Origin of the sequence: Kribbella italica (assembly GCF_014205135.1) — a bacterium.
Lineage (GTDB): Bacteria > Actinomycetota > Actinomycetes > Propionibacteriales > Kribbellaceae > Kribbella > Kribbella italica.
The window spans coordinates 7,858,581-7,880,172 of record NZ_JACHMY010000001.1 but is presented as its reverse complement, the minus strand read 5'-3'; the positions used below and the strand labels follow the sequence as shown (position 1 = coordinate 7,880,172).

Genomic DNA, 21,592 nt, shown 5'->3' with positions numbered 1-21,592 from the left:
AGCAGATGCCGAGCGGACGCAGTTCCTTCGTGGTGGTGGCCAACCGGTTGCCGGTCGACCGGGTCGAGATGCCCGACGGAAGTACGGCGTGGCGGCGCAGCCCAGGAGGACTGGTCACCGCCCTGGCACCGGTGATGCAGCGCCACCACGGCGCCTGGATCGGCTGGACCGGCGGCAAGGACGAGAAGGTCGACCCGTTCGACTCCGACGGCATGCACCTGGTCCCGGTGACGCTGTCGGCCGAGGACGTCGAGCTGTACTACGAGGGCTTCTCGAACGCGACGCTCTGGCCGCTGTACCACGACGTGATCGTGCCGCCGGAGTTCCACCGGGAGTGGTGGGAGGCCTACGTCGCGGTGAACCGGCGGTTCGCCGAGGCGGCCGCGGACGCCGCTGACGACAACGCGGTGGTCTGGGTGCACGACTACCAGCTGCAACTGGTCCCGGCGATGCTGCGCCGGCTGCGGCCCGACGTACGGATCGGGTTCTTCCTGCACATCCCGTTCCCGCCGACCGAGCTGTTCGCGCAGATGCCGTGGCGCCGGCAGATCCTGGACGGCCTGATGGGCGCCGACCTGGTCGGGTTCCAGCGCCCGGGCGCCGCCTCGAACTTCGCCCGCCTGGCCCGCAACCGGATGGGCCTGCGGACCCGCGGCGACCGCATCCACCTGCCCGACGACCGGATCGTGCGCGCCAAGGCGTTCCCGATCTCGATCGACGTCGGCGAGCTGGAGCAGCTGGCCCGCCAGCCCGAGACCGAGGCCCGCGCGCTGGAGATGCGCAAGGAGGTCGGCAACCCGCAGCACATCCTGCTCGGCGTCGACCGGCTCGACTACACCAAGGGCATCCTCCAGCGGCTGCGCGCCTTCGGGGAACTCCTGGACGAGAAGCGCGTCTCGGTCGACGACGCGGTCTTCATCCAGGTCGCGACGCCCTCACGGGAGCGGGTGGAGCAGTACCGGATGCTCCGCGACGAGATCGAGCTGCTCGTCGGGCGGATCAACGGGCAGCACGGCCGGATCGGGACGCCGGCCATCAACTACCTGCACACGACGTACTCGCGGACCGAGATGGCCGCGCTGCTCCGGGCCGCCGACGTCGCCGTCGTGACACCGCTGCGGGACGGGATGAACCTGGTCGCCAAGGAGTACGTCGCCTGCCGGTACGACGACACCGGCGCGCTGGTGCTGAGCGAGTTCGCCGGCGCGGCCGACGAGTTCCGGCAGGCGTTCCTGGTCAACCCGCACGACATCAACGGGATGAAGGACACCATCGTCGACGCGATGAACACCGACGACCGCCAGCTCGGCCGCCGGATGAAGGCGATGCGCAAGCACCTGGCCGCGCACGACGTGAACGTCTGGGCGGCGTCCTTCCTCGAGGCACTGCATGCCGCCGACTGACGGCCCGTACGACGGTCCGCCCGCCGGCGACCGAGTGCTTGCGCTTGATCTCGGCACGTCCTCGGCCCGCGCCCTCGTCCTGTCCGCCGACGACGCCTCGCCGGTCCCCGGCGCGCTCGCGCGGCACAAGATCGCGCCGACGTACGGGACCGGCGGGTCGGCGACGATCGACCTGCACGCGTACGTCGAGGGTCTGCTCGGCTGCCTCGACGAGCTGCAGCACAACGGCCATCTCGACGGCATCACCGCGATCGTGCTCTCCTCGCAGTGGCACTCGATCGTTGCCCTCGACAACGACGGCGGCGCGCTGACCCCACTGATCACCTGGGCCGACACGCGGTCGGTCGAGCCGCGGCTCGACCCGGCGTTCGACGAGCACGCCTTCCACGCCCGCACCGGCGCCTGGCTGCACCGCCTGTACTGGCCGCGCCGCATCCCGTGGCTGCTGTCCGAGGTTTCCGCTGTCTCCTTCGCCGGGCTGCCCGATCTCGTGATCGAGCGCCTGACCGGAGACCGCGTCACCTCGGTCTCGATCGCGTCCGGCACGGGTTCGCTCGATCTCGCGACCGGCGAGTACGACGCCGAGGCGCTCGCCATCGCGGGCGTGAAGCCCGACCGCCTGCCGGCGATCGTGCCGAGCGGCTGGACCGGCGTACTGGCTGCTTCCTACGCGCGCCGCTGGCCCGGGCTGGTCGGCGTACCGGTCCATCCGCCGACCGGTGACGGCGCCGCGTCCAACGTGGGCAGCGGCGGGTACGACGAGTCGACCGCCGCCGTCACGGTCGGCACGTCGGCCGCCGTACGGGTCGTGCACCCGATCGACCAGGCGCCCGAACTCCCGTGGGAGCTCTGGCGCTACCGCGTCGACGACCAGCGCGCGGTGACCGGCATGGCCTTCTCCGCCGCCGGAAACCTGCACGCCTGGCTCACGAACGTGCTGCAACTCGACGAAGCGCACCAGGAGCCCACCGACGTCGAGATCGGCTCGTCGCGCGTCATCGCGATCCCGTTCCAGGCCGGCACCCGTCCACCCGAGACCGTCCCGGGCGGCTCCGGCGTCTACTTCGGCCTCTCCTTCGACGACGACGCCGCCGACCTGCTCGCCGCCTCTCTGCAAGGTGCCTCCCTGGAGATCGACCGCGGCCTCCGCATGCTCGACACCCTCTTCGGCCGCGAGCTCGAGGTCGTCCTCGGCGGCGGCGGCATCGACGCCTCCGCCTGGTGGCGCCGCTGCCTCACCGCCACGTTCGCCCGCCCCACCGACGTCTGCGCCGAAGCCGAGGTCGGCGCCCGCGGCGCCGCCGCCGTAGCCCTCGGGCTGGCCCCGGTCCCCGGCGGCGAACACCTCAAGCCGGCAGCCCCCGAGGTAGAACGCATCGAACTCCTCCGCCCCCGCTACACGATCCTCCGAGACCTCGCCGTCCAGGCGGCGCAAGAGCTCACGAGGTATACATCCGGCTAGTAACGGACCGATTATCCGGTGGACGCACCGGACCGGCTCGTCTCCCGGCCTGCGGCGGGGCAGACTGACCACCTATCACGTCCGAGCACGGGGAGGACGACGTGACGATGCCGCCATTGGGGCGAAGAGGCTCCGGGCCGCCCGCCGAAGCGCACACACTGAGCGAGTTGAGCGCGGCGCTCGGACGACTCAGGTCGGTCGCCACGATCCCGTACCGCGAACTGCACCGACGGGTGCTCTGCATCCGCCGTGCCCGGGACGCGCCGGCAGTCGCCTACGACACGGTGTACCGCTGCCTGCGCCCGGGCCGGCACCGGCTCGCCGTCGAGCTTGTCGTCGACATCGTGGTGGCGATCACCGGTGACCCGGACACAGGACGGGCTTGGCGTCGAGCGTACGAGTCGGTCGTCGACCAGCTCAGCGACGAGCAGACCGTCGAGTTGACCACCAAACTCGCCCCGGTGCAGGGGATCTTCGTCGGTCGGGCACCGGAGCTGAACAGGCTGCGAAGCCGGTCGACCGAGCAGACCACGGTCCATCTGATCGACGGGATGCCAGGTGTGGGCAAGACCTGGCTGGCGAACGAGGCCGCCTGTTCCGCGGTCGGTGCGGTGCGGCCGGACTTGGTGGCCTTCGTCGACCTGCGCGGCCACGACCCGGTGCGGTCGCCGGCGGACCCTCGCGCCGTACTCGGTGAACTGCTGCGACTGCTGTCCGTCCCGCTGGCACGCTTCGCCGAGCTGACCACCGAGGCTCGCTCCCGGTTGTTCCGCGACGAGCTCGGCGACCACCGGATCGTGCTCGTGCTCGACAACGCGGCGGGCGACGACCAACTGCAGTGGCTACTGCCGGACAACGCCGGCAGCGTCGTGTTCATCACCAGCCGGACTCGGCTACGCCGTACTGCGGGACTGCGGACGCCCGTCGGTGTCCTTCCCGAGGGCGACTCGGTGGAGATGCTGCGGCGAATGCTCGATCGCGACGACGACATCGAACTGCTGCACCAACTGGCCCGGGCGGCGGCACACCTTCCGTTGGCGTTGGCCCTCGTCGGGGCACGGGTCAGGGCCCAGCCGGACTGGACACTGGCCGACCAGGTCGAACGGCTCGCCGAAAGAGCCCGGCGGCTCCGGATCGATGCGGGCGTGGAATCCGCCCTCGACCTGTCGTACCGGGCGCTCGACGCCCCGGCCCGGGCCATGTTGCGGGCGCTCAGCCTGCACCCCGCCCGACGAATGGACCTCGGCGTGGCCGCAGCTCTGGCCGGCGTTCCCATCGACCAGGCCGTCGATCAGATCGGCGCGCTACTGACGGCCAATTTGCTGACCCGGGTAGGACGCGACCGGGTCGAGATCCACGAACTGGTGCGGCTCTTCGCGTCCGCGTGCGCCTACGACGAGGACCCATCCACCGGTAGAGCCAGAGCAGCGGTCCGAATGGGCACCTACTACGCCGCGACCGCCGACCATGCGTCAAGGATCTGGTGGCGACCCGGCGACCAGTGGAAGCCGGTGATCCGGCCGGCGTCGGCGTCGGCCTCGCCGTACTGAGGGGACGAAGCGGTCGCGTGGATCGGACCAAGCGTGGAGCAGGCGTCGCAGTTCCTCGCCGTCGCACGCGAACGCCTCCGAGCCGTACGGCTCGGAGGCGTTCGTTGTTCCACGGCCCGTCGTGTTACCGAGGCGGGGTCAGACCAGCCCCACAGCGCGCGCCGTTGGAACCGGAAATGCTGACGACGTCGCCGCTGTAGACCCAGCCTGGCTGGTTGGAGTCAGCGTCGCGGGCGTAGTACCAGAGGTTGCCGTACTGGTTCGTCTTCCGGCACCAGATGTATGCCTTGCCCGAGCGGGTTTCGTTCGTGCGGCACTCCGCGGCCGGCCCACTCTTGTAGGGGACCGCACCCAGGGTCATGAGCGAGCCACCGTCGAGGTTCGGCCCCGACTGCGTGCAGTCCGGTGCAGCGTTGGCCACGGTGGCGCCGGCACACACCAGCCCGGAGGCCACAACAGCCGCTGCCATCGCGACCCGGGTCAGTTGCGTCATCTTCATCGTTCAAGTCCTTCCGAGAGCTTGCCTGGACGGCTCCGACCCTGCACCGCGCGACCGGAACCCCACCGGTTTTCGGTCAAATTCGACCAAGCAGCGGTGACCCTGCCCTGTGGCGCGTGGTGACGGACATCCCAGATCCGGAGCGGTTGCCCTGGAGGGACGTTCGTCATGGAGTCCATGGGCAAGAAGAAACCAAGGCATCGTCCACTCCGTCGGGCAAGTCCAGTGCCACACCATGCCGGGCCGGTCCGGCGGGCAGCAGTCTCGGGTGAAAAGCGTTTCCGTGCGGTGGCGTCCGGGTGATGAGGTGGGCGCATGACTGTCCGACCGAAGACCCTGGCCTGGGTGGCCGCTCAGCTCGCTGACGGTGAGCGGATCGTCGGCGTCGACATCCTGGTCGGTGGGATCACCGCCGAGATGCGGCGGCTGACCATCGCCGGACCTGATGGCACCCGCGCCCTGGTGCTGCGTTCGTACGTCGACGTGCCCCACGCCAAGGACGCGCTGACCAGGGAGGCCGCGGCGCTGACGATGCTTGCGGCAACCACTGTGACGGCTCCCGAACTGGTTGGCGTCGATGCACTCGCGGACGAGTGCGAGTACCCGTCGCTACTGATGACCGCACTGCCGGGCCGGGCTGTTCTCGATGACGCGGGGCTGGAGGCCCGGATCCCGTTGCTGGCCCGTGAGCTCGTCAAGATCCACGCTCTCCAGCCCGTCGAGCGGCCTCCCACCTACCAGACCTTCACAACCGCCGGCAGCGTCATCGTCCCGCCAGGTGCTGACGCGCAGACCTGGTCGGCCGCGATCGACGTCCTCCGCGGCCCGGTGCCGTCGTACGACGGTCGCTATCTGCACCGCGACTTCCAGCCCGGCAACGTCCTGTTCGACGGGCAGGACCTCACTGGCGTGGTCGACTGGGCCGGCCCCTCCTGGGGTCCGGCCGACCTCGATGTCGCGCACTGTGCCGCCAACCTCGCGCTGATCCACGGGCCTGCTCGCGGCCTCGAGTTCGTCGCCGCCTACGAGGCTGCCGGCGGCCTCCTCGCGAAAGCTCCCGCCGATCGCCGGTACTGGCTGATCCGCGACGCCCTCTCCTTCTCCGAGGAGCTCGACGCGGTGACCGGAGCCTGGCGGGCAGCAGGCCGACCCGACCTGACCGTCCGGACCGCCGAGCAACGCCTCGACACCTACCTCCAGGAGCTGGGCGGCCGCCACCACTGACAGCACTCGCCAAGGCCCGGATGACGCCCAGTTCGCGCACGAGGAGGCGAAGGCGTTCGCGCCGAGCGTAGGCTTCGTGGACGGGCGGAACGCGATCACCCGCATCGGCTCCGACCCCGCCGAAGCGCTGCCGGACAGCGGCACGCTCCGCGGTGACCACCTGTACACCGAGCGTTGAGACGAGGAACGGCCGACGATGACCGAGACGACCGAGAAGGCCCCGAAGACGGCCAGCCACGACAACGAGCCGAAGGACAAGCTGCGCACCTTCATGAACTCCGGCTGGGGTGACATCGAGCGCACCGACGCCAGCCTGCGCGACGTCGCGGCCTGGACCGAGAAGCGTCGCGCCGCGCTGTCGCAGGCCTTCCCCGGCGAGCGTCTGGTGATCCCCGCCGGCACCTACAAGGTCCGCTCGAACGACACCGACTTCGTCTTCCGCCCGCACACCGACTACGTCTGGCTGGCCGGCGACCAGACCTCGGACGCCGTCCTGGTGCTCGAGCCGAACGGCAGCGGCCACGACTCGGTGCTGTACTTCCGCCCCCGCTCCGAGCGCAGCCAGGGCGAGGAGTTCTGGCGCGACCGGATGTACGGCGAGCTGTGGGCCGGCCGCCGTCCGTCGCTGACCGAGACGGCCAAGGAGTTCGGCCTGGAGACCCGGCACGTCGACGACCTCGCCGCGGCCCTCAAGAGCGACGTACCGACCCGCGTACGCCGCGGCGAGGACGCTTCGCTGGCCGCCCTGCTCAGCGGCACCAAGGTCGACGCCGATCGCGACCACGAGCTGGCCGCGACGCTGTCCGAGCTGCGGCTGGTCAAGGACCCGTTCGAGATCGAGCAGCTGCGCGACGCCGTCGCGATCACGCACCGCGGCTTCTCCGACGTACTGGCCGAGATGGAGCAGGTCCGCAAGTACGGCGAACGCTGGATCGAGGGCACCTTCTGGCGCCGCGCCCGCGCGGAGGGCAACGACGTCGGCTACACGTCGATCGCCGCGGCCGGCTCGCACGCGACCACCCTGCACTGGATCGAGAACGACGGCCCGGTGAACGACGGCACGCTGATGCTGCTCGACATGGGCGTGGAGAACCGCAACCTCTACACCGCCGACATCACCCGCACGCTGCCGGTGAACGGCGAGTTCACCCCGCGTCAGCGCGACCTCTACCAGCTGGTCCTGGACGCGCAGAACGCCGGTATCGCGGCGCTGCGGCCGGGCGTCGCGTTCGGCTCCGGGCACAAGGCCGCGATCGAGGTGCTGGTCCGCGGCCTGGACGCGATGGAGCTGCTGCCGGTCTCCGCCGACGACGCGCTCGACCCCGACAGCGGCATCTACCAGCGCTACACGCTGCACGGTGTCAGCCACATGCTCGGCCTCGACGTGCACGACTGCGCCGCGGCCCGCAACGAGCAGTACCGCGGCGACCTGAAGACGGGCTACGTGCTGACCGTCGAGCCCGGTCTGTACTTCCAGGCCGAGGACCTGACCGTGCCGGAGGACCTGCGGGGCATCGGGATCCGGATCGAGGACGACATCCTGATCACCGACGAGGGCACCGAGAACCTGTCGGCAGCGATGCCGCGGGAGATCGATGCCCTCCAGAACTGGATGAGCTGACTACCAGATCTTGACTCTGTCTTCCTCCGGCAGCCACATCGTGTCGCCGGAGGAAGTGCCGAAGGTGGTGTGGAACGCGTCGATGTTCCGCACCACCGCGTTGCAGCGGAACTCCGGCGGCGAGTGCGGGTCGATCGCGAGCCGCCGGACCACCTCGGCCGGCCGCGTCTTGGTCGACCACGCCTTGCCCCAGGCCAGGAAGAACCGCTCGGCCCCGGTCAGCCCGTCCACCACCGGCGGCTCCGCGCCGTCCAGCGAGATCTCGTACGCCGTGTAGGCGATCGACAGCCCGCCGAGGTCGCCGATGTTCTCGCCGAGGGTGAGCTTGCCGTTCACCGTGCCGCCGTCGGCGCCGGTCGGTGACAGTACGTCGTACTGCGCGACGAGCGCGTTGGCGCGGACCTCGAAGGCGGCCCGGTCGGCGTCGGTCCACCAGTCGCTGATGTTGCCGTCGCCGTCGTACCTGGAGCCCTGGTCGTCGAAGCCGTGGCCGATCTCGTGCCCGATCACGGCGCCGATCGCGCCGTAGTTCAGCGCGTCGTCGGAGTCCAGCGCGAAGAACGGCGGGCGCAGGATCGCGGCCGGGAAGACGATCTCGTTGGCGCGCGGGTTGTAGTAGGCGTTCACCGTCTGCGGGGTCATGTGCCACTCGTCGCGGTCGACCGGCGTGCCCAGCTTGGCCAGGTCCCGCTCGGTCTCGACCGCGACCGAGCGCCGGACGTTGCCGGCCAGGTCCCCGGCGACGATCTCCAGCGCGCTGTAGTCGCGCCACTTGTCGGGGTACCCGATCTTCGGCGTGAACCGGCCGAGCTTGTCCAGCGCGCGCTGCCGGGTCTCCGGGCCCATCCACTCCAGCGCCGAGATCCGCTGCCGGTAGGCCTCGACCAGGTTGCCGACCAGGTCGACCATCCGGGCCTTGGCCGCCGGCGGGAAGAACTCCGCGACGTACAGCTGAGCGACCGCCTCGCCGAGCGCCGACTCGACCACGCCGAGCCCGCGCTTCCACCGCTCGCGCAGCTCGGGCGCACCGGTCAGCGTGCGGCCGTAGAACTCGAAGTTCTCACTCACGAACGCCGAGCTGAGCAGCGGCGCCGCGGCGTGCACGATCCGCCAGCTGAGCCACTCCTTCCAGTGGTCCAGCTCGATCTCCCGCAGCGCCTCCGCGGCGACGGTCAGGTAGTCCGGCTGCTGCACGACGATCGTGTCGAAGGCGCTGTCCGGCACGCCGGCGGTCGCCATCCACGCCGACCAGTCGAAGCCCGGCGTCAGCGCGTCCAGCTCCGCGCGGCTGACCTTGTTGTAGGTCGCGGTGACGTCGCGGGTCTTCACCCGGTCCCAGTGGCCGGCCGCGAGCCGGGTCTCCAGCGCGAGCACCCGCTCGGCCGCACCCTCGGGGTCGGCCAGCCCGGCCAGGCCGAGCATCCGCGCCACGTGCGCGACGTACGCCGTCCGCTGCTCGGCGAACGAGTCCTCGCGGTAGTACGACTCGTCGGGCAGGCTGATGCCGCCCTGCAGCACGTACACGACGTACTGGTCGGACTGCTTGGCGTCGATGTCCACGCCGTACCGGAAGACGCCGCCGACGCCCTGCAGCTCCAGCGTGCCGAGCGCCTCGACCAGGTCGGCCCGGTCCTCGATCGAGCCGGCCAGCGCGAGCTGGTCGGCGATCGGGTCGGCACCGAGCCGCTCGACGGTGTCCTCGTCCAGGAAGCTGCCGTACAGGTCGGCGATCTTGCGCGCCTCGCTGCCCGCGGGGTGCCCGGCGTTCAGGGTCTGCTCGACCAGCCCACGGACGCTCTGCTCGGCGTCGTCGGCCAGCGCGTGGAAGGCGCCGTAGATCGCCTTGTCGGCCGGGATCTCGTGCGCGTCCAGCCACGGGCCGTTGGCGTACAGGTACAGGTCGTCCTGCGGCCGGACGGTGCCGGACAGCCCCGAAATGTCGATCCCTGAGGTCATCGAACTCCCCTGCGTGCGCGGCCCGCGGATCCCTGCCCGGTGACCTGGAACATGTTCTGTGCCTGCGACAGTACCCAATCGCGTTGAACCCTTGCGCCCTTGGAACCGTTGTCTACCGTCGAGAGCACATCGTCGACTTCGGGGGCGATGAAGTCGGCGCTAGGTCACCGACCAGGAGGTCATCCAGCTCATGTCCGGCCCGCTGTCCCGTCGCGCCTTCGTCGCCGCGGTCTCCGTCTCCGCTCTGCTGCTCACCACCGCCGGGACCGCCACCGCGGCACCCACCGGCACCACCCACTCCCGTACGGCGTACCCGAAGCACTTCGACCTGCCGGACGGCTTCCAGCCCGAGGGCATCGCGATCGACCGCGGCAAGGCGTACTTCGGTTCGCGCGTCGACGGCGACATCTACGCGGCCGACCTGCGCACCGGCAAGGGCCGGGTGATCAGCCAAGGTCCCGGTACGGCGTCGCTCGGGATGAAGGTCGACGACCGCGGCCGCCTGTTCGTGGCCGGGGCCGCCGGCGGCAACGGCCGGGTGATCGACACCCGGACCGGCAAGGTGCTCGCGAGCTACACGTTCACCACCGCGACGCCGACGTTCGTGAACGACGTGATCCTCGGCCGCGACGCGGCGTACTTCACCGACTCGCGGCAGCCGGTGCTCTACAAGGTCCCGATCGGCCGGCACGGCAAGCTCGGGCCCGCGACGACGATCCCGCTGAGCGGCGAGTACGTGCACGACGCGGTGAACAACAACGGCAACGGCATCGAACTGACGCCGGACGGGCGGTCGCTGATCATCGTGCAGTCGGCGACCGGGTTCCTGTTCAAGGTCGACCCGCGCACCGGAGTCACCCGCAGGATCGACCTCGGCGCCACGCTGATGACCAACGGCGACGGCCTGCTGCGGTCCAAGGACACCCTGTACGTCGTCCAGAACCGGCTCAACAAGATCGCCGTGCTCGACCTGAACGGCTCGGGCACCCGGGGCCGGCTGGTCCGCGAGATCACCAGCCCGGACTTCGACGTCCCGACCACGGCGGCCTTCTTCGGGAACCGGATCTACCTGCCGAACGCCCGGTTCAGCACCCCGCCGACGCCGGAGACGCCGTACTGGGTGACGGCGGTCAGGCGCTGATCAGCTGATCGTGCGCAGGTCGCCGCGTGCGGCAGCCTTCAGCCGGCTGCCGCACGACAGCCGGACCGAGTAGCCGGCCGGGATCGACAGCGGTTCGCCGGTCTGCGGGTTGCGGCCGGTCCGCGGCGCGCGCATCACCCGCTCAATGCTGAGCAGGCCGGTCAGCGAGACCTTGTCGCCCTTGTGCACGGCCTCGGTGACCACGTCGCCCAGGGCGTCGAGGACCTTTTCGGCCTGGTTGCGGGGGATCCCCGCCTTCTCTGCCACCCCTGCCACCAACTCGTTTCGATTCACGGTCGAGACACTAACTAAAATGATTGTCGTTAGCAAGAGGCCCAATAAGGCAGTGCCTCAGAGGCCGTCCCGGTCGTGCCAGTGGGACTGCCAGCGCTGGTCGACGGGGAGATCGACCGGCTGGTAACGGATGTCCGTCGACAGCCGCACCCGGTCGTCCACGTTGTCCAGCGCCGCGTGCACCGTGCGCGCGGTGTGGATCACCACGTCGCCGGCCGCGTAGTCCGCGACCAACCAGCGCGCGTCGTACTCCTCGGCCAGGGCGGGCAGGTCCGCCGTGATCGACGCCGCCGGCCGCTTCAGCCGCCCCTCGGCCTCCTCGCGCAGTACGCGGTGGTGGCTGCCTTCCAGGTACGTCAGACCGCCGCGCTCGACCGGGCAGTCGCCGAGCGGGATCCACGCGGACAGCACCTGATCGGTGCCGCCGCGCAGGTAGACCAGGTCGTAGTGCGCCTGCGTCGCCGTACCGATGCCGTTCTCGCCGGGCGCGGTGTGGCGGATGATCTTGCGCCGGTGCAGGAACGTCTCCGCGCCGAAGAACCAGCCGAACCAGTCCCTGAGCGCGGCCTGCCGGCAGAAGGCGTCGTACTCCGGTCCGGGCACGACCTCGCCGAACAGGACCTCCCGCAGTTCGGCGCGACCGACCTCTCGCGGCCGCCCCTCGAGGTCGGCAACCCCAGTCCGCCCGAAGTAGTACTCCCGAAACCCGTTGCTCACGGCAGGCTCGAGTAGTCCCCGCAACCACAGATACCCATCCCGCCACAGCCGCCCCCTGAGAGCCTCTCGATCCCCTCGCTCTTCCGGCGGCACCTCCACCAGTCGTCCCAACCGTCGCTCGTCCAGGCGATACCCGTTAGATGTCAGCACCACTCCAGTTCACCTGCCTGGGCCTTGAAGGTGAATGGACACAACAGGCGCACTTCTTGGACTCTTGTCGGTGTGGACGAATGGTCGATCTACCTGACTCCCAACGAGCCGCAGCGCCGACTTGGACTCTTCTGTCTCGGCGCCGGCGAACAGACCAACCCCGCGCGCCCGTCCCCCGAACGCGCGCTCGGCTGCCACGCCGCCGTCCTGATCCGTCGCGGCCGAGGCCACCTCCTGCACGGCGCCGACCGCCAACTCCACGAGATCACCGGTCCCGCAGTCCTTTGGCTCTTCCCCGGCGTACTGCACGCCTACCGGCCGACGACCACCTGGCAGCAGTCCTGGGTCCTCTTCGGCGGTCCCGCCGCCGACGCCCTCGCCGACCTCGGTCATCTCGACCCGGATCAGCCCGTACGCCGGTACGCCGATCCGAGGCCGGTCGAACGCACCTTCACCAAACTCCTCCGCACGGCGAGATCCGGCGGCCCAGACGTCCACCTGGTCGCCGCCCTGTACGAGCTCACCGGCCTCTCCGACCCCAGCACCGGGACCCTCGTCGACCGGCTCCGCGGCCTCGCCACCCGCCCGCTGTCGATTCCGGACTACGCCGCTGAACTCGGCCTCACGGTCCCCGAACTGCGCGACGCCGTCCGGCTATCGACCGGATCCACCCCGCAGGAAGTGATCCTGACCACCCGCCTGAACGCCGCCAAGGCCTTGCTCGCCGAAACCGACCTGCCCGTCGCGACAATCGCCCGCGAGGTCGGGTACGACGACCCGGCGTACTTCAGCCGGCTGTTCGCGGCCCGGACCGGCCAGCCGCCGCGCACGTTCCGGCGGATTGGTTCGATCCAGGCGGCGAATTCCTCCTTTGGACGGAGGCCCGGGACCGGCGCGGTCTGAAAGTCTGGGGCCAAACCGTTCGCTGGGGTGAGGCGGGAGCACCGCCGGGCCCGCTACGGTCGTGCCATGAGTCAACCGCAGCCCATCGACCCCCGCCTGGTCGGCCGCCGGCCGGTCCGCCCGAAGAAGCGGCGCAGCCTGGTCGGCCGCCTGATCGGCCTGGTCATCCTGCTGTTCGTGCTGACCCTGATCTGCGTCCCGCTCTACGCGTGGAGCCGGATCGACAAGGTCGACGCCGCACCGGCCGGCCAGCGCCCCGCGGACGCCGCCGGTACGACGTACCTGCTGGTCGGGTCCGACAGTCGCGAAGGTCTGAGCACCGAGGAGAAGAAGAAACTCGGCACGGGAAGCGTCGGCGGCAACCGCACCGACACGATCATCCTGCTGCACGTGCCGGAGTCCGGCCCGCCGGCGCTGATCAGCGTGCCGCGCGACAGCTGGGTGCCGATCCCGGGCCGCGGTGACGCCAAGATCAACACCGCGTTCGAGGGCAGCAAGGGTGGTCCGAAGCTGCTGACGCAGACCTTGGAGAACTACACCGGCCTGCGGATCGACCACTACGTCGAGATCGGCTTCGGCGGTTTCGCCTCGATCATCGACAGCGTCGGCGGTGTCGACGTGTGCGTGAAGAAGGCGATGAAGGACAAGGACGCCCACATCAACCTGAAGCCGGGCTGCCAGGAGCTCGACGGCACCACCGCGCTCGGCTACGTCCGCTCCCGCAAGGTCCCCGGCCTGGGCGACGACTTCGGCCGCGCCGAGCGGCAGCGCGAGGTGATCGGCCTGACCGCGAGCAACGCCCTGTCGTGGAAGACCTTCGTCAACCCGGTCCGCTACTACAAGATCGGCACCTCCGGCGCGGACGCGCTGACCGTGGACGACGACATGGGCCCGTTCGACGTGGCCAAGTTCGCCCTCGCGATGCGCAAGGTCACCACCGGCGGTGACGGGGTCTCGCTCGGCCTGCCGGTCGCGAACCCGAACGCCACCCGCAGGGGGCAGAGCGTCGTACTGCTGAGCGAGACGAAGGTCAAGGCGCTGGTCAAGGCACTGAAGGCCGGCCAGACCGCCGGCTTGAAGTCGAGCTGATCGGGCACCTGATCCCTGTGACGACACTGGACGACCTGGCCGCGCTCCGCTTCTCCTACGACGCGGTCGGGTCGACCCGTTTCGACCAGGCCCCCGAGGGCTACCACCGGATGGACCTCCGCACCCGCCTCGGCGAAGGCGACAAGCTCTTCCACCGAGCCGGCGAGGTCGTCACCACCTGGCAGATGCACCGCGCCGCCGGCGTCCGCATCTACGCCACCGACACCCCCGCCACCATCGGCGCCAACTGCCTGGGCCGCCTGGGCCCCCTCACGATCCCCTGCCGAGTCGTCTGGACCGCGAACGACGACCAGCAGATCGGCTTCGCCTACGGCACCCTCCCCGGCCACCCCGAGTCCGGCGAAGAGTCCTTCCTGATCACCAACGACCCCGACGGCGTCTTCTTCACCCTCCGCGCCTACAGCCGCCCCGGCACCTGGTACACCAAACTCGCCGGCCCCATCGGCCGCACCACCCAGTCCGCCTTCGCCCGCCGCTACACCAAGGCCCTGCAACACCTGGTGGCATAGCAAAGGCCCCGCAAGCTCATACCTTTGCGGGGCCGACCACAGTTCTACCCGGTCTGACGCACCCTGGAGGCGACCGACATGCGAACGCCGGGTGACATGTGCCACTCGTGAACCCGGCAGTTGTGCGGCGTCAGCGCGCGGTGATCTCCTGAACCGCGCTGCGGCCCCGCAAAGTGCTTCCGTCGGCGCGGCGGGTGACAGTCAGGACGCTGACGCGGTACCGCTGGCCGGCGATCAGGCCGGAGTAGGCGGAGGCCGCCTGAGTCGGCGTGGTCCGGGCGATCACCGAGCTGTCGGCCGTGACGACGGCTCGGTCGAGGGAGAAGGCCGGGGCGCCGTCGTCCTCGCGGTTGGCATTGGCGCTGCTGGTCATCGTGACGACGACCGTATGGCGTCCGGCCGGCAGCGCGGTGGAGGTGTAGAGGAGGGTGTCCTCCTGCCGGGTGGGCGAGTACCCGTCGACGGATCGGCTCCGTCCGTCGACGGAGATGGTGGCGATTCCGTGGTGCTTGTCCTTCACCCCGAACAGTTGCAGGCGGCTACCGGTGAACTCGAAGGTGGCGGTGCCGCCGACCTCCCGGGTGTGTGTGTCGCCCGCGCCGACGCTCCAGTAGCCGTTGAACCGCCAGGGGCCGGCCGTCTCGGCTTGGACGACAGCACTTCCGACGGCCTGCACGGAGGTTTCGTACCTGACCAGGCTCCCGCCGTTCAGGTTCGGCTGCTGCCAGTTCGCGGTGAGCCGCCCGTTGCCCGGCGCCGTGAGTTGGAGGCCGGTCGGCGCGGCCGCGACATTGACCGGGACGGCAGGTTTGCTGGTGGCCGACGGCCCCTGGCCGACCCGGTTCTGCGCGCGGACGGAGAACCGGTACGTCGTACCGCTCGTCAATCCGGTGACGGTCGAGGTCCGCGCGGATCCCGGCAGCGTGCGTTGGCCTCCCGGCCAGGACAGGACGTACTGCGTGACGGAGGCACCGTTCGGATTCGCGGGACCCCAGTCGACCCGCACGGCGTCGGTTCCCGCGGTCGCGGTCACCCCGGTGGGCACACCCGGCCGGGTCGCTTGCCGCGGCGGAGCGACGGTCGGTTTGGGAGTCCTGCGGACGACCTCAGGCTCGGCAGGCTCCTCTGTCCGGCCCTCGCCAGGCTCCGCCGAGGGCCGCTCGGTCGGCTCCCCGGACGGGCGGTCGGGCCCGATGGTCGGGCGGTCGGGACCGTCTCCGGGCTGGTCGGGCCCGTCTCCCGGCGGATCGGGTTGGTCGGGCTGGTTCGTCGGGCGCGAGGACGGCACCGGCCGGCTGGGTTCAGGAGTCGGGACCGGATCGTCCTTGCTGGTCCCGACTGTTCGCACCGCGCCTGAGTCGTCGACGATCATCACCTGATCACCGGCTGGACTGTCGACGTACACCTTGTCGTCGCCGCGCACCAGCGAGACCTGCCCGGCCTTGCCCTGGCCGCCGGGGATGGGTGACGAACGCAAGGTCCTGCCGTCGGCGCCGACGGTGACCAGCGTGTTGTCGCGCTCGTTGATCAAGGCCAGCGCCTGACCGGTCGACGCTCCCCGCGTGTACCGTCCCGGAGTCAACTGAAGGCCCAGACTGTGCTCACCCCGTCCCGGGCCGAACAGCGTCTCGGGATCGATCAGGTGCAACTGGTTGCGCTGCTGATCAACGACCACGATCCGACCGTCCAGATCGTTGGTGATCACGATCGAGTCGTCCGGCAGCCGGTCTCCGGGCAACGGCGTCGCCCGGCTCGCTCCCGTGCCGTCGAAGGAGCGCAGCAGGTGCGAGGTGAGGTCGACGAAGACCGTCCGGTCGTCCAGTGCGGCCATGCCGCCACGGTGCCCGGCAGGGACCTCGACAGGGCAGGAGAACCGGGAATCCTCCGGCCCCAGGCGGCACAACCGGCCGTTGTCGAGTTGGTGGATCCACAGCGTCCCGTCGGCGGTGACGATCGACGACTGCACCGCGGAGGCGGTCTCGGTGACCAGCGGCCGTTCGCCGAACCGCAGGACGCGTCCGCTGCCGGAGTAGACGGCATAGGCGATTCCCGCGGCCTCCCAGGCGGTCGGGCGTTCGCCGGCCGGCGTGGGCAGCGGATCGGCCACGGACAAGTCGGACTTGTCGAACGCGGTCACCCGGCCTTGGCTCAAGACATAGCCGTTGCGGTCGGTCTGCACGACCTGATCACCTGGACCGCCGGCCTTGAACTCGATGCCCGGGTTCCTCGCCGTTCCGTTGCCGTCGACATACATGATCCGGCGCAGCACGCTGTTGTACACGAAATGGCCGGACTGCTGGAACTTCACTCCGGCCGCCGGATCGCCGGCCGCCGTGACCGCCAAGGTCATCGCCACGACGCACAGGGCCACCACCACGGCCAGTTGCGCCCGCCCTCGCCGGCCTTCCCGGCTCCCGCTCAGTTTCACGCGCGACGGTCTCACCTCACGACGGCTGGATCCTCCCGCGCATCGTAGCGGGCCCCGGGGTTCGCAGTCGCCCGCCGACCAAGCGCTCAAGAACTCCAAGGCCGGCCCCGCTTGTGCATTCGGCGCTCCCTCGCTCCCCCTGCCTCTTCTCCCTCCCTCAATTCCCCTCCCCTCCTCCTTCCTCCCCTCCTCCCTCTTCTCCATCCCCTCGCTTCTCTCTCCTCCCCCTCTTCTCTGTCCTCTCCCTCCACCCCCCGGGGTGCGTGAGCAGGCAGCGGCTGGGATGCTGTGGCGGGTGAGTTCCAAGTCGTTGGGTGACCTGATCGCGGCGGACTGGGCCGAGGCCCTGGAGCCGGTGAGTGACAACGTGGCGCGGATGGGGGAGTTCCTGCGGGCGGAGATCGCTGCGGGGCGGCCTTATCTGCCGGCTGGGGAGAACGTGCTGCGCGCGTTCCAGCGGCCGCTCGGTGACGTGAAGGTGCTGGTCGTCGGGCAGGATCCCTACCCGACGCCGGGGCACCCGGTGGGGTTGAGCTTCTCCGTCGCGGCGGACGTGCGGCCGGTGCCGCGCAGTCTGGCGAACATCTATCGCGAGCTGATGAGCGACGTCGGCGTGGACAAGCCAACCAACGGCGACCTGACGCCGTGGGCCGATCAGGGCGTGCTGATGCTCAACAGGGTGCTCACCGTGCAGCCGGGCAAGCCCGCTTCACACCGCGGCAAGGGCTGGGAGGCCGTCACCGAGCAGGCGATCCACGCGCTGGTGAAGCGCGGCGGGCCGCTCGTCGCGATCCTGTGGGGACGGGACGCGCAGACCCTCAAGCCGATGCTCGGCGACACCCCGTGCGTCGAGAGCGCGCACCCGAGCCCGATGTCGGCCGACCGCGGCTTCTTCGGGTCCAAGCCGTTCAGCCGGGTGAACGCCCTGCTGGTCGAGCAGGGCGGTTCACCTATCGACTGGCGCCTTCCGTAGTAGCCGTGCCGGTCCAGCTGTGCCACAGCTGGGCGTAGCGACCCCGGGACGCGAGCAGTTCCGCGTGCGTCCCGGACTCCACCAGCTTGCCCTGGTCCATCACTATGATCCGGTCCGCCTGCTCGGCCTGGGTGAGCCGGTGGGCCACCACCAGCGTCGTACGGCCCTCAGTAGCTGCAGCACTCGCCCGCTCCAGCTCACGCGCACCAGCTGACCCGGCCTCCGCCGTCGCCTCATCCAGTACGGCGACCGCCGGGTCCGCAAGCACCAGCCGAGCCAGCGCGACCTGCTGCGACTGCGCGCCGGTCAGCTGCTCGCCGTTCTCGCCCACGTGGGTGTCCAGCCCGTCCGGCAACGCCCGGACCCACGCCAGCGCACCGACTCGCTCCAGCGCGGCCTCGACCTCGTCAACGGTCGCGTCGGCGCGAGCCAGCCGTACGTCGTCCACGAGCGGCCCGGAGAACACGTGGACCTCCTGGCTCAGCAGGGCGACGTACGAACGGGTCCGCGCCTCGCCAAGCTCGCGGATGTCCACTCCGCCGATCCGGACGACCCCACCGGTCGGCACGAGCACTCCGGCAGCGACTGCGGCCAGCGTGGTCTTCCCGGCGCCACTCGCTCCGACCAGCGCGACCCGCTCACCCGGCAGCAGCTTGAGCGACGCGCCGTCGACCACCAGCGGGCCGTCGTACGAGTGCTGTACGTCGACCAGCTCCAGCGTCGCGTCGGCCGGCTCCGGCCCGGCCGGCGGCTCCGCGACAGTCGGGATCTCCACCACACCGGCCAGCCGCGCCAGCCCGGCAGCAGCGGTCTGCACGGCGTCGAACTCCATCAGCAGCGCACCGATCGGGTTGAACAGCCGGTGGAAGTACAACGCGGCCGCGGTCACCGCGCCGACCGTCACCAGGTCCTCCCGCGCCAGGAAGAACCCGGCCGTCAGGATCGCCGTCAGGCCGACGAACTCCGCGTGGTTGATCCGCGACGAGAAGAAGCTGAACAGGCGGAAGACGTTCAGCGACAGGTCCCGCGCGACCGCCGAGCGGTCCCGGATCCGTTCGAGCTGCGTGTCCTCGAGCCGGTACGCGCGGACGGTCGCGCTGCCGCGCAGGGAGGTGATGATCGCCTCGGAGCGCTCGCCGAGCGCCGCGCGCTCGCGGGCGTAGAAGGGCGCGGAGCGCGGCAGGTACCAGCGCAGCGCCCACAGGTACATCGGCATCGACAGCAGCCCGGCCACCCCGAGCCGCCAGTCCAGCGCGAACAACCCGGCCGCCGTCAGGATGATCGTCAGCGTCGCCGACAGCAGCACCGGCCCGATCTCGGTCAGCGCCGCGGCCACGGACGAGACGTCGTCCCCGACGCGGGACAGCAGGTCTCCGGTCCGCACCTTGTCCAGCACCGGCGCGGGGAGCTGCAGAACCCGGTCGAGCACCTTCTCGCGCAACCGCGCGAGCACGGTCTCGCCGACGCGTGCCACCAGCGTCACGCCCAGAGCTGTCAACGCACCGGACACCAGAGCACCGATACCGATCAGCAGCACCACCCGTACGACGGCCGACCGGTCAGCACCGTTGGCGATGTCGTCCACCAGCACACCCAAGGCCCAGGGCGCCACCAGCCCAGCAGCACTCGCCACGGTGATCACCAGAGCAGCAACCAGGGAGGTCCCCGGCAACTGCCGAATCTCCCGCCACAGAACAGACCAGGTAGCCCGGGGGCCCGCAACGGGAAGTAAATGTGGGGAGGGGGAGGAGGCAGGCGCCCCCGCCGGCGCAGCCTCCGGCGCGCCCGTGGGCTCAGGCCCGACCGTAGGCGCCAGCGCACCCGTGGGCCCAGGCCCGACCGTAGACCCAGGCGCGCCCGCGGACTTCGGCGCGCTCATCGGAGCACCGCCTCGGCGTATGCCGGGTTCTCGGCGGCCAGGTCCGCGTGGGTGCCGGAGGCAACGACTTCACCGTCCACCAGCACCACCACGCGATGCATCTTCCCCAGCAGCGCCGGGCTGCTCGTCAGCACCAACGTCCCCAGCGAAGCCACCCCACGCACCTCAGCCAGTCCCTCGGCCAGGACCTCCTCCGTCACCGCATCCACCGCCGTACTCGGGTCGTGCAGCACCAGCACCGGTGGCTCCGCCAGCAGCGCACGGGCCAGACCGAGTCGCTGCCGCTGACCACCCGACAGCGTCCGACCCCGGTCGGACAGCGGGTGATCCAGCCCGTCAGCATGCGCATCGACAACATCGACAGCCGCCGCAGCAGCAACCACTCCACGCAACCGAAGATCGTCAGCAGCAGACCCAGCCAGCAGGTTGGTCCGCAGTGTCCCCTCGAACAGGTCCGTCTCGTGCTGCTCGACCAGCACGGACCGCCGCAGCAGGTCGATGTCCAGCTCCTCCATCACCTGCCCGCCGACCGCAACAGACCCCGTGTGCTCCGGTGCCCGCCCGGAAACGACCGCCAGCAAGGCGTCCGCGTCCCGCGGGTCGTAGCAGAGCACCCCCACCAGCTCACCCCGCCCGACCGTCAGATCCACCGCATTCAACGTCTTGTGCCCCACCCCACGAAGCTCCAGCAGCGGCCGCTCCGGATCCACCGAGGCAACCGACCCGGTCACCATCAACGGCGGCGAGCTCAGCACCGACGCCAGCCGAGCAGCCGACGCGCGTGACATCGCCAGGACCTGGCTGACGTACCCCAGCGTCCCCACCGGCTCCGCAACGAACTGCGCCAACCCCACCACCGTGATCAGCTCACCGATGCTGATCCGCCCGTTCAGCGCGAACCACCCAGCCACACCAGCCACCGCCGCGAGCAGCAGCCCGCTCGTCGCGGTAGTGAGCCCGTCCTGCAGCCCGTTGGTCGACGCAGCCTTCAGCGTCGCCCGCAGGGTCTCCTGCGAAGACCGCCGGTACCGCTCAGCCGCGTTGTGCTGCGCACCGATCCCCCGCAGCGCACGCAGCCCGCTCACCAGGTCGGTCGCCAGCGCCGTCGTACTGGCCACTGACTCCTGCTGGGTAGAGGTCCGCCGAGTCAGCAGGGGCGACAAAGCCTGGATCCCCACCACCAGCAGCGGTACGCCGACCAGCACACCAAGCCCCAGCGGTACGTCGATCAGCAGCAGCACCACCGACGACACCACCAGCGCCGTGGTCGCGGCCGTACCGATCGCCAGCGCCCGCATGATCAACGCCGCCTTCTCCGCGTCCGACGTGGCGATCGACAGCAGCTCGCCCGCCCGCATCCCTGTCCGGTGCCCGCGCGGATCCAGCACGCGCTGCGCAACCTCCAGCCGCAACTGGTGCATCTCGTACTCCGCCGAGCGCACCCCCTGCCGCGCACCGGTCTTCCAGGCCGTCGACAGTACGGCGAACAGCCCGGCCATCATCAGCACGCACCACAGCAGCGGCTCCAGCCGGCCGGTCGACACCGCGCGGTCGACGAAGATGCCGATCGTCACCGGCACGGCCGCCTCGGTCGCCTGGTGCAGCGACAACCAGAACACCCCGAGCGCCAGCCGCTTGCGATGCCGGCCGACCGCGCGCCGCAGCACCTGGCCGCCGATGATCGTCTCCCCCACTTGGTACGCCACGAACAAGCACTCCCCACACACGACCGGACCAGACAGGACGGATCAAATAAGTAAGGCCACCCTAACC

17 protein-coding genes are annotated in these 21,592 nt (G+C 70.3%); 10 read left to right on the top strand and 7 right to left on the bottom strand.

The window, feature by feature from the left end:
- Positions 1-5: 5 nt before the first annotated feature.
- The 3 genes from HDA39_RS36945 to HDA39_RS36935 all read left to right on the top strand — a co-directional run bounded on the left by HDA39_RS36945 (position 6) and on the right by HDA39_RS36935 (position 4,415).
- Positions 6-1,403 (top strand): alpha,alpha-trehalose-phosphate synthase (UDP-forming), encoded by a 1,398-nt coding sequence (locus HDA39_RS36945; protein WP_184803264.1) that lies wholly within the window; start codon positions 6-8, stop codon positions 1,401-1,403.
- On the top strand, positions 1,390-2,865 hold the full coding sequence (locus HDA39_RS36940; RefSeq protein ID WP_184803262.1) for an FGGY family carbohydrate kinase: 1,476 nt from the start codon (positions 1,390-1,392) through the stop codon (positions 2,863-2,865). The genes HDA39_RS36945 and HDA39_RS36940 overlap by 14 nt, the downstream gene beginning before the upstream one ends.
- Before the next feature lie 167 nt (positions 2,866-3,032).
- Entirely contained in the window at positions 3,033-4,415 is a 1,383-nt protein-coding gene (locus tag HDA39_RS36935) for an ATP-binding protein (protein WP_184803260.1), read from the top strand.
- A gap of 124 nt (positions 4,416-4,539) precedes the next feature.
- Here HDA39_RS36935 and HDA39_RS36930 read toward each other — a convergent pair whose 3' ends face one another.
- Positions 4,540-4,914, bottom strand: coding sequence for a hypothetical protein (locus tag HDA39_RS36930; protein ID WP_184803258.1), 375 nt, complete (start codon positions 4,912-4,914; stop codon positions 4,540-4,542).
- A 315-nt stretch (positions 4,915-5,229) separates the two neighbouring features.
- Between HDA39_RS36930 and HDA39_RS36925 the strand changes: the two genes are divergently transcribed.
- Complete coding sequence (locus HDA39_RS36925; protein WP_184803256.1) at positions 5,230-6,138, top strand: phosphotransferase family protein; 909 nt, start codon at positions 5,230-5,232, stop codon at positions 6,136-6,138.
- Positions 6,139-6,334: 196 nt separating this feature from the next.
- The gene (locus tag HDA39_RS36915) at positions 6,335-7,759 is read left to right on the top strand and encodes an aminopeptidase P family protein (protein WP_184803254.1); all 1,425 of its coding nucleotides are present in this window, start codon (positions 6,335-6,337) and stop codon (positions 7,757-7,759) included.
- On the opposite strand, the gene HDA39_RS36910 is transcribed toward HDA39_RS36915, so the two are convergent.
- Entirely contained in the window at positions 7,760-9,715 is a 1,956-nt protein-coding gene (locus tag HDA39_RS36910; RefSeq protein ID WP_184803252.1) for a M13 family metallopeptidase, read from the bottom strand.
- Between the two features lie 190 nt (positions 9,716-9,905).
- Here HDA39_RS36910 and HDA39_RS36905 point away from each other — a divergent pair, with 190 nt between their 5' ends.
- Positions 9,906-10,856 carry an SMP-30/gluconolactonase/LRE family protein gene (locus tag HDA39_RS36905; RefSeq protein WP_184803250.1) on the top strand — a complete coding sequence of 317 codons (951 nt, stop codon included), beginning with the start codon at positions 9,906-9,908 and terminating at the stop codon, positions 10,854-10,856.
- Here HDA39_RS36905 and HDA39_RS36900 read toward each other — a convergent pair whose 3' ends face one another.
- Both HDA39_RS36900 and HDA39_RS36895 read right to left on the bottom strand, forming a co-directional pair.
- Positions 10,857-11,150 carry an HU family DNA-binding protein gene (locus tag HDA39_RS36900; RefSeq protein WP_184803248.1) on the bottom strand — a complete coding sequence of 98 codons (294 nt, stop codon included), beginning with the start codon at positions 11,148-11,150 and terminating at the stop codon, positions 10,857-10,859.
- 57 nt (positions 11,151-11,207) lie between these two features.
- Positions 11,208-11,960, bottom strand: coding sequence for a phytanoyl-CoA dioxygenase family protein (locus HDA39_RS36895; protein WP_337926143.1), 753 nt, complete (start codon positions 11,958-11,960; stop codon positions 11,208-11,210).
- A gap of 129 nt (positions 11,961-12,089) precedes the next feature.
- Here HDA39_RS36895 and HDA39_RS36890 point away from each other — a divergent pair, with 129 nt between their 5' ends.
- From HDA39_RS36890 to HDA39_RS36880, 3 genes are all read left to right on the top strand, one after another.
- A complete protein-coding gene (locus HDA39_RS36890) occupies positions 12,090-12,920 on the top strand; it encodes a helix-turn-helix domain-containing protein (protein ID WP_184803246.1) in 831 nt (276 codons plus the stop codon).
- 66 nt (positions 12,921-12,986) lie between these two features.
- Positions 12,987-14,009, top strand: coding sequence for an LCP family protein (locus HDA39_RS36885; RefSeq protein ID WP_184803244.1), 1,023 nt, complete (start codon positions 12,987-12,989; stop codon positions 14,007-14,009).
- Positions 14,010-14,026: 17 nt separating this feature from the next.
- On the top strand, positions 14,027-14,539 hold the full coding sequence (locus HDA39_RS36880) for a DUF1990 family protein (protein WP_337926052.1): 513 nt from the start codon (positions 14,027-14,029) through the stop codon (positions 14,537-14,539).
- Between the two features lie 130 nt (positions 14,540-14,669).
- Here the strand turns inward: HDA39_RS36880 and HDA39_RS36875 are convergent, their stop codons facing one another.
- A complete protein-coding gene (locus HDA39_RS36875) occupies positions 14,670-16,967 on the bottom strand; it encodes a fibronectin type III domain-containing protein (RefSeq protein WP_184803242.1) in 2,298 nt (765 codons plus the stop codon).
- 283 nt (positions 16,968-17,250) lie between these two features.
- On the opposite strand from HDA39_RS36875, the gene HDA39_RS36870 reads away from it, so the two are divergent.
- Positions 17,251-17,940, top strand: coding sequence for a uracil-DNA glycosylase (locus HDA39_RS36870; protein ID WP_202894424.1), 690 nt, complete (start codon positions 17,251-17,253; stop codon positions 17,938-17,940).
- On the opposite strand, the gene HDA39_RS36865 is transcribed toward HDA39_RS36870, so the two are convergent.
- On the bottom strand, positions 17,918-19,612 hold the full coding sequence (locus HDA39_RS36865; protein ID WP_238356246.1) for an ABC transporter ATP-binding protein: 1,695 nt from the start codon (positions 19,610-19,612) through the stop codon (positions 17,918-17,920). The two genes, HDA39_RS36870 and HDA39_RS36865, sit on opposite strands and share 23 nt — an antisense overlap.
- A gap of 203 nt (positions 19,613-19,815) precedes the next feature.
- The gene (locus tag HDA39_RS36860; RefSeq protein ID WP_184803236.1) at positions 19,816-21,525 is read right to left on the bottom strand and encodes an ABC transporter transmembrane domain-containing protein; all 1,710 of its coding nucleotides are present in this window, start codon (positions 21,523-21,525) and stop codon (positions 19,816-19,818) included.
- Between the last annotated feature and the right edge of the window lie 67 nt (positions 21,526-21,592).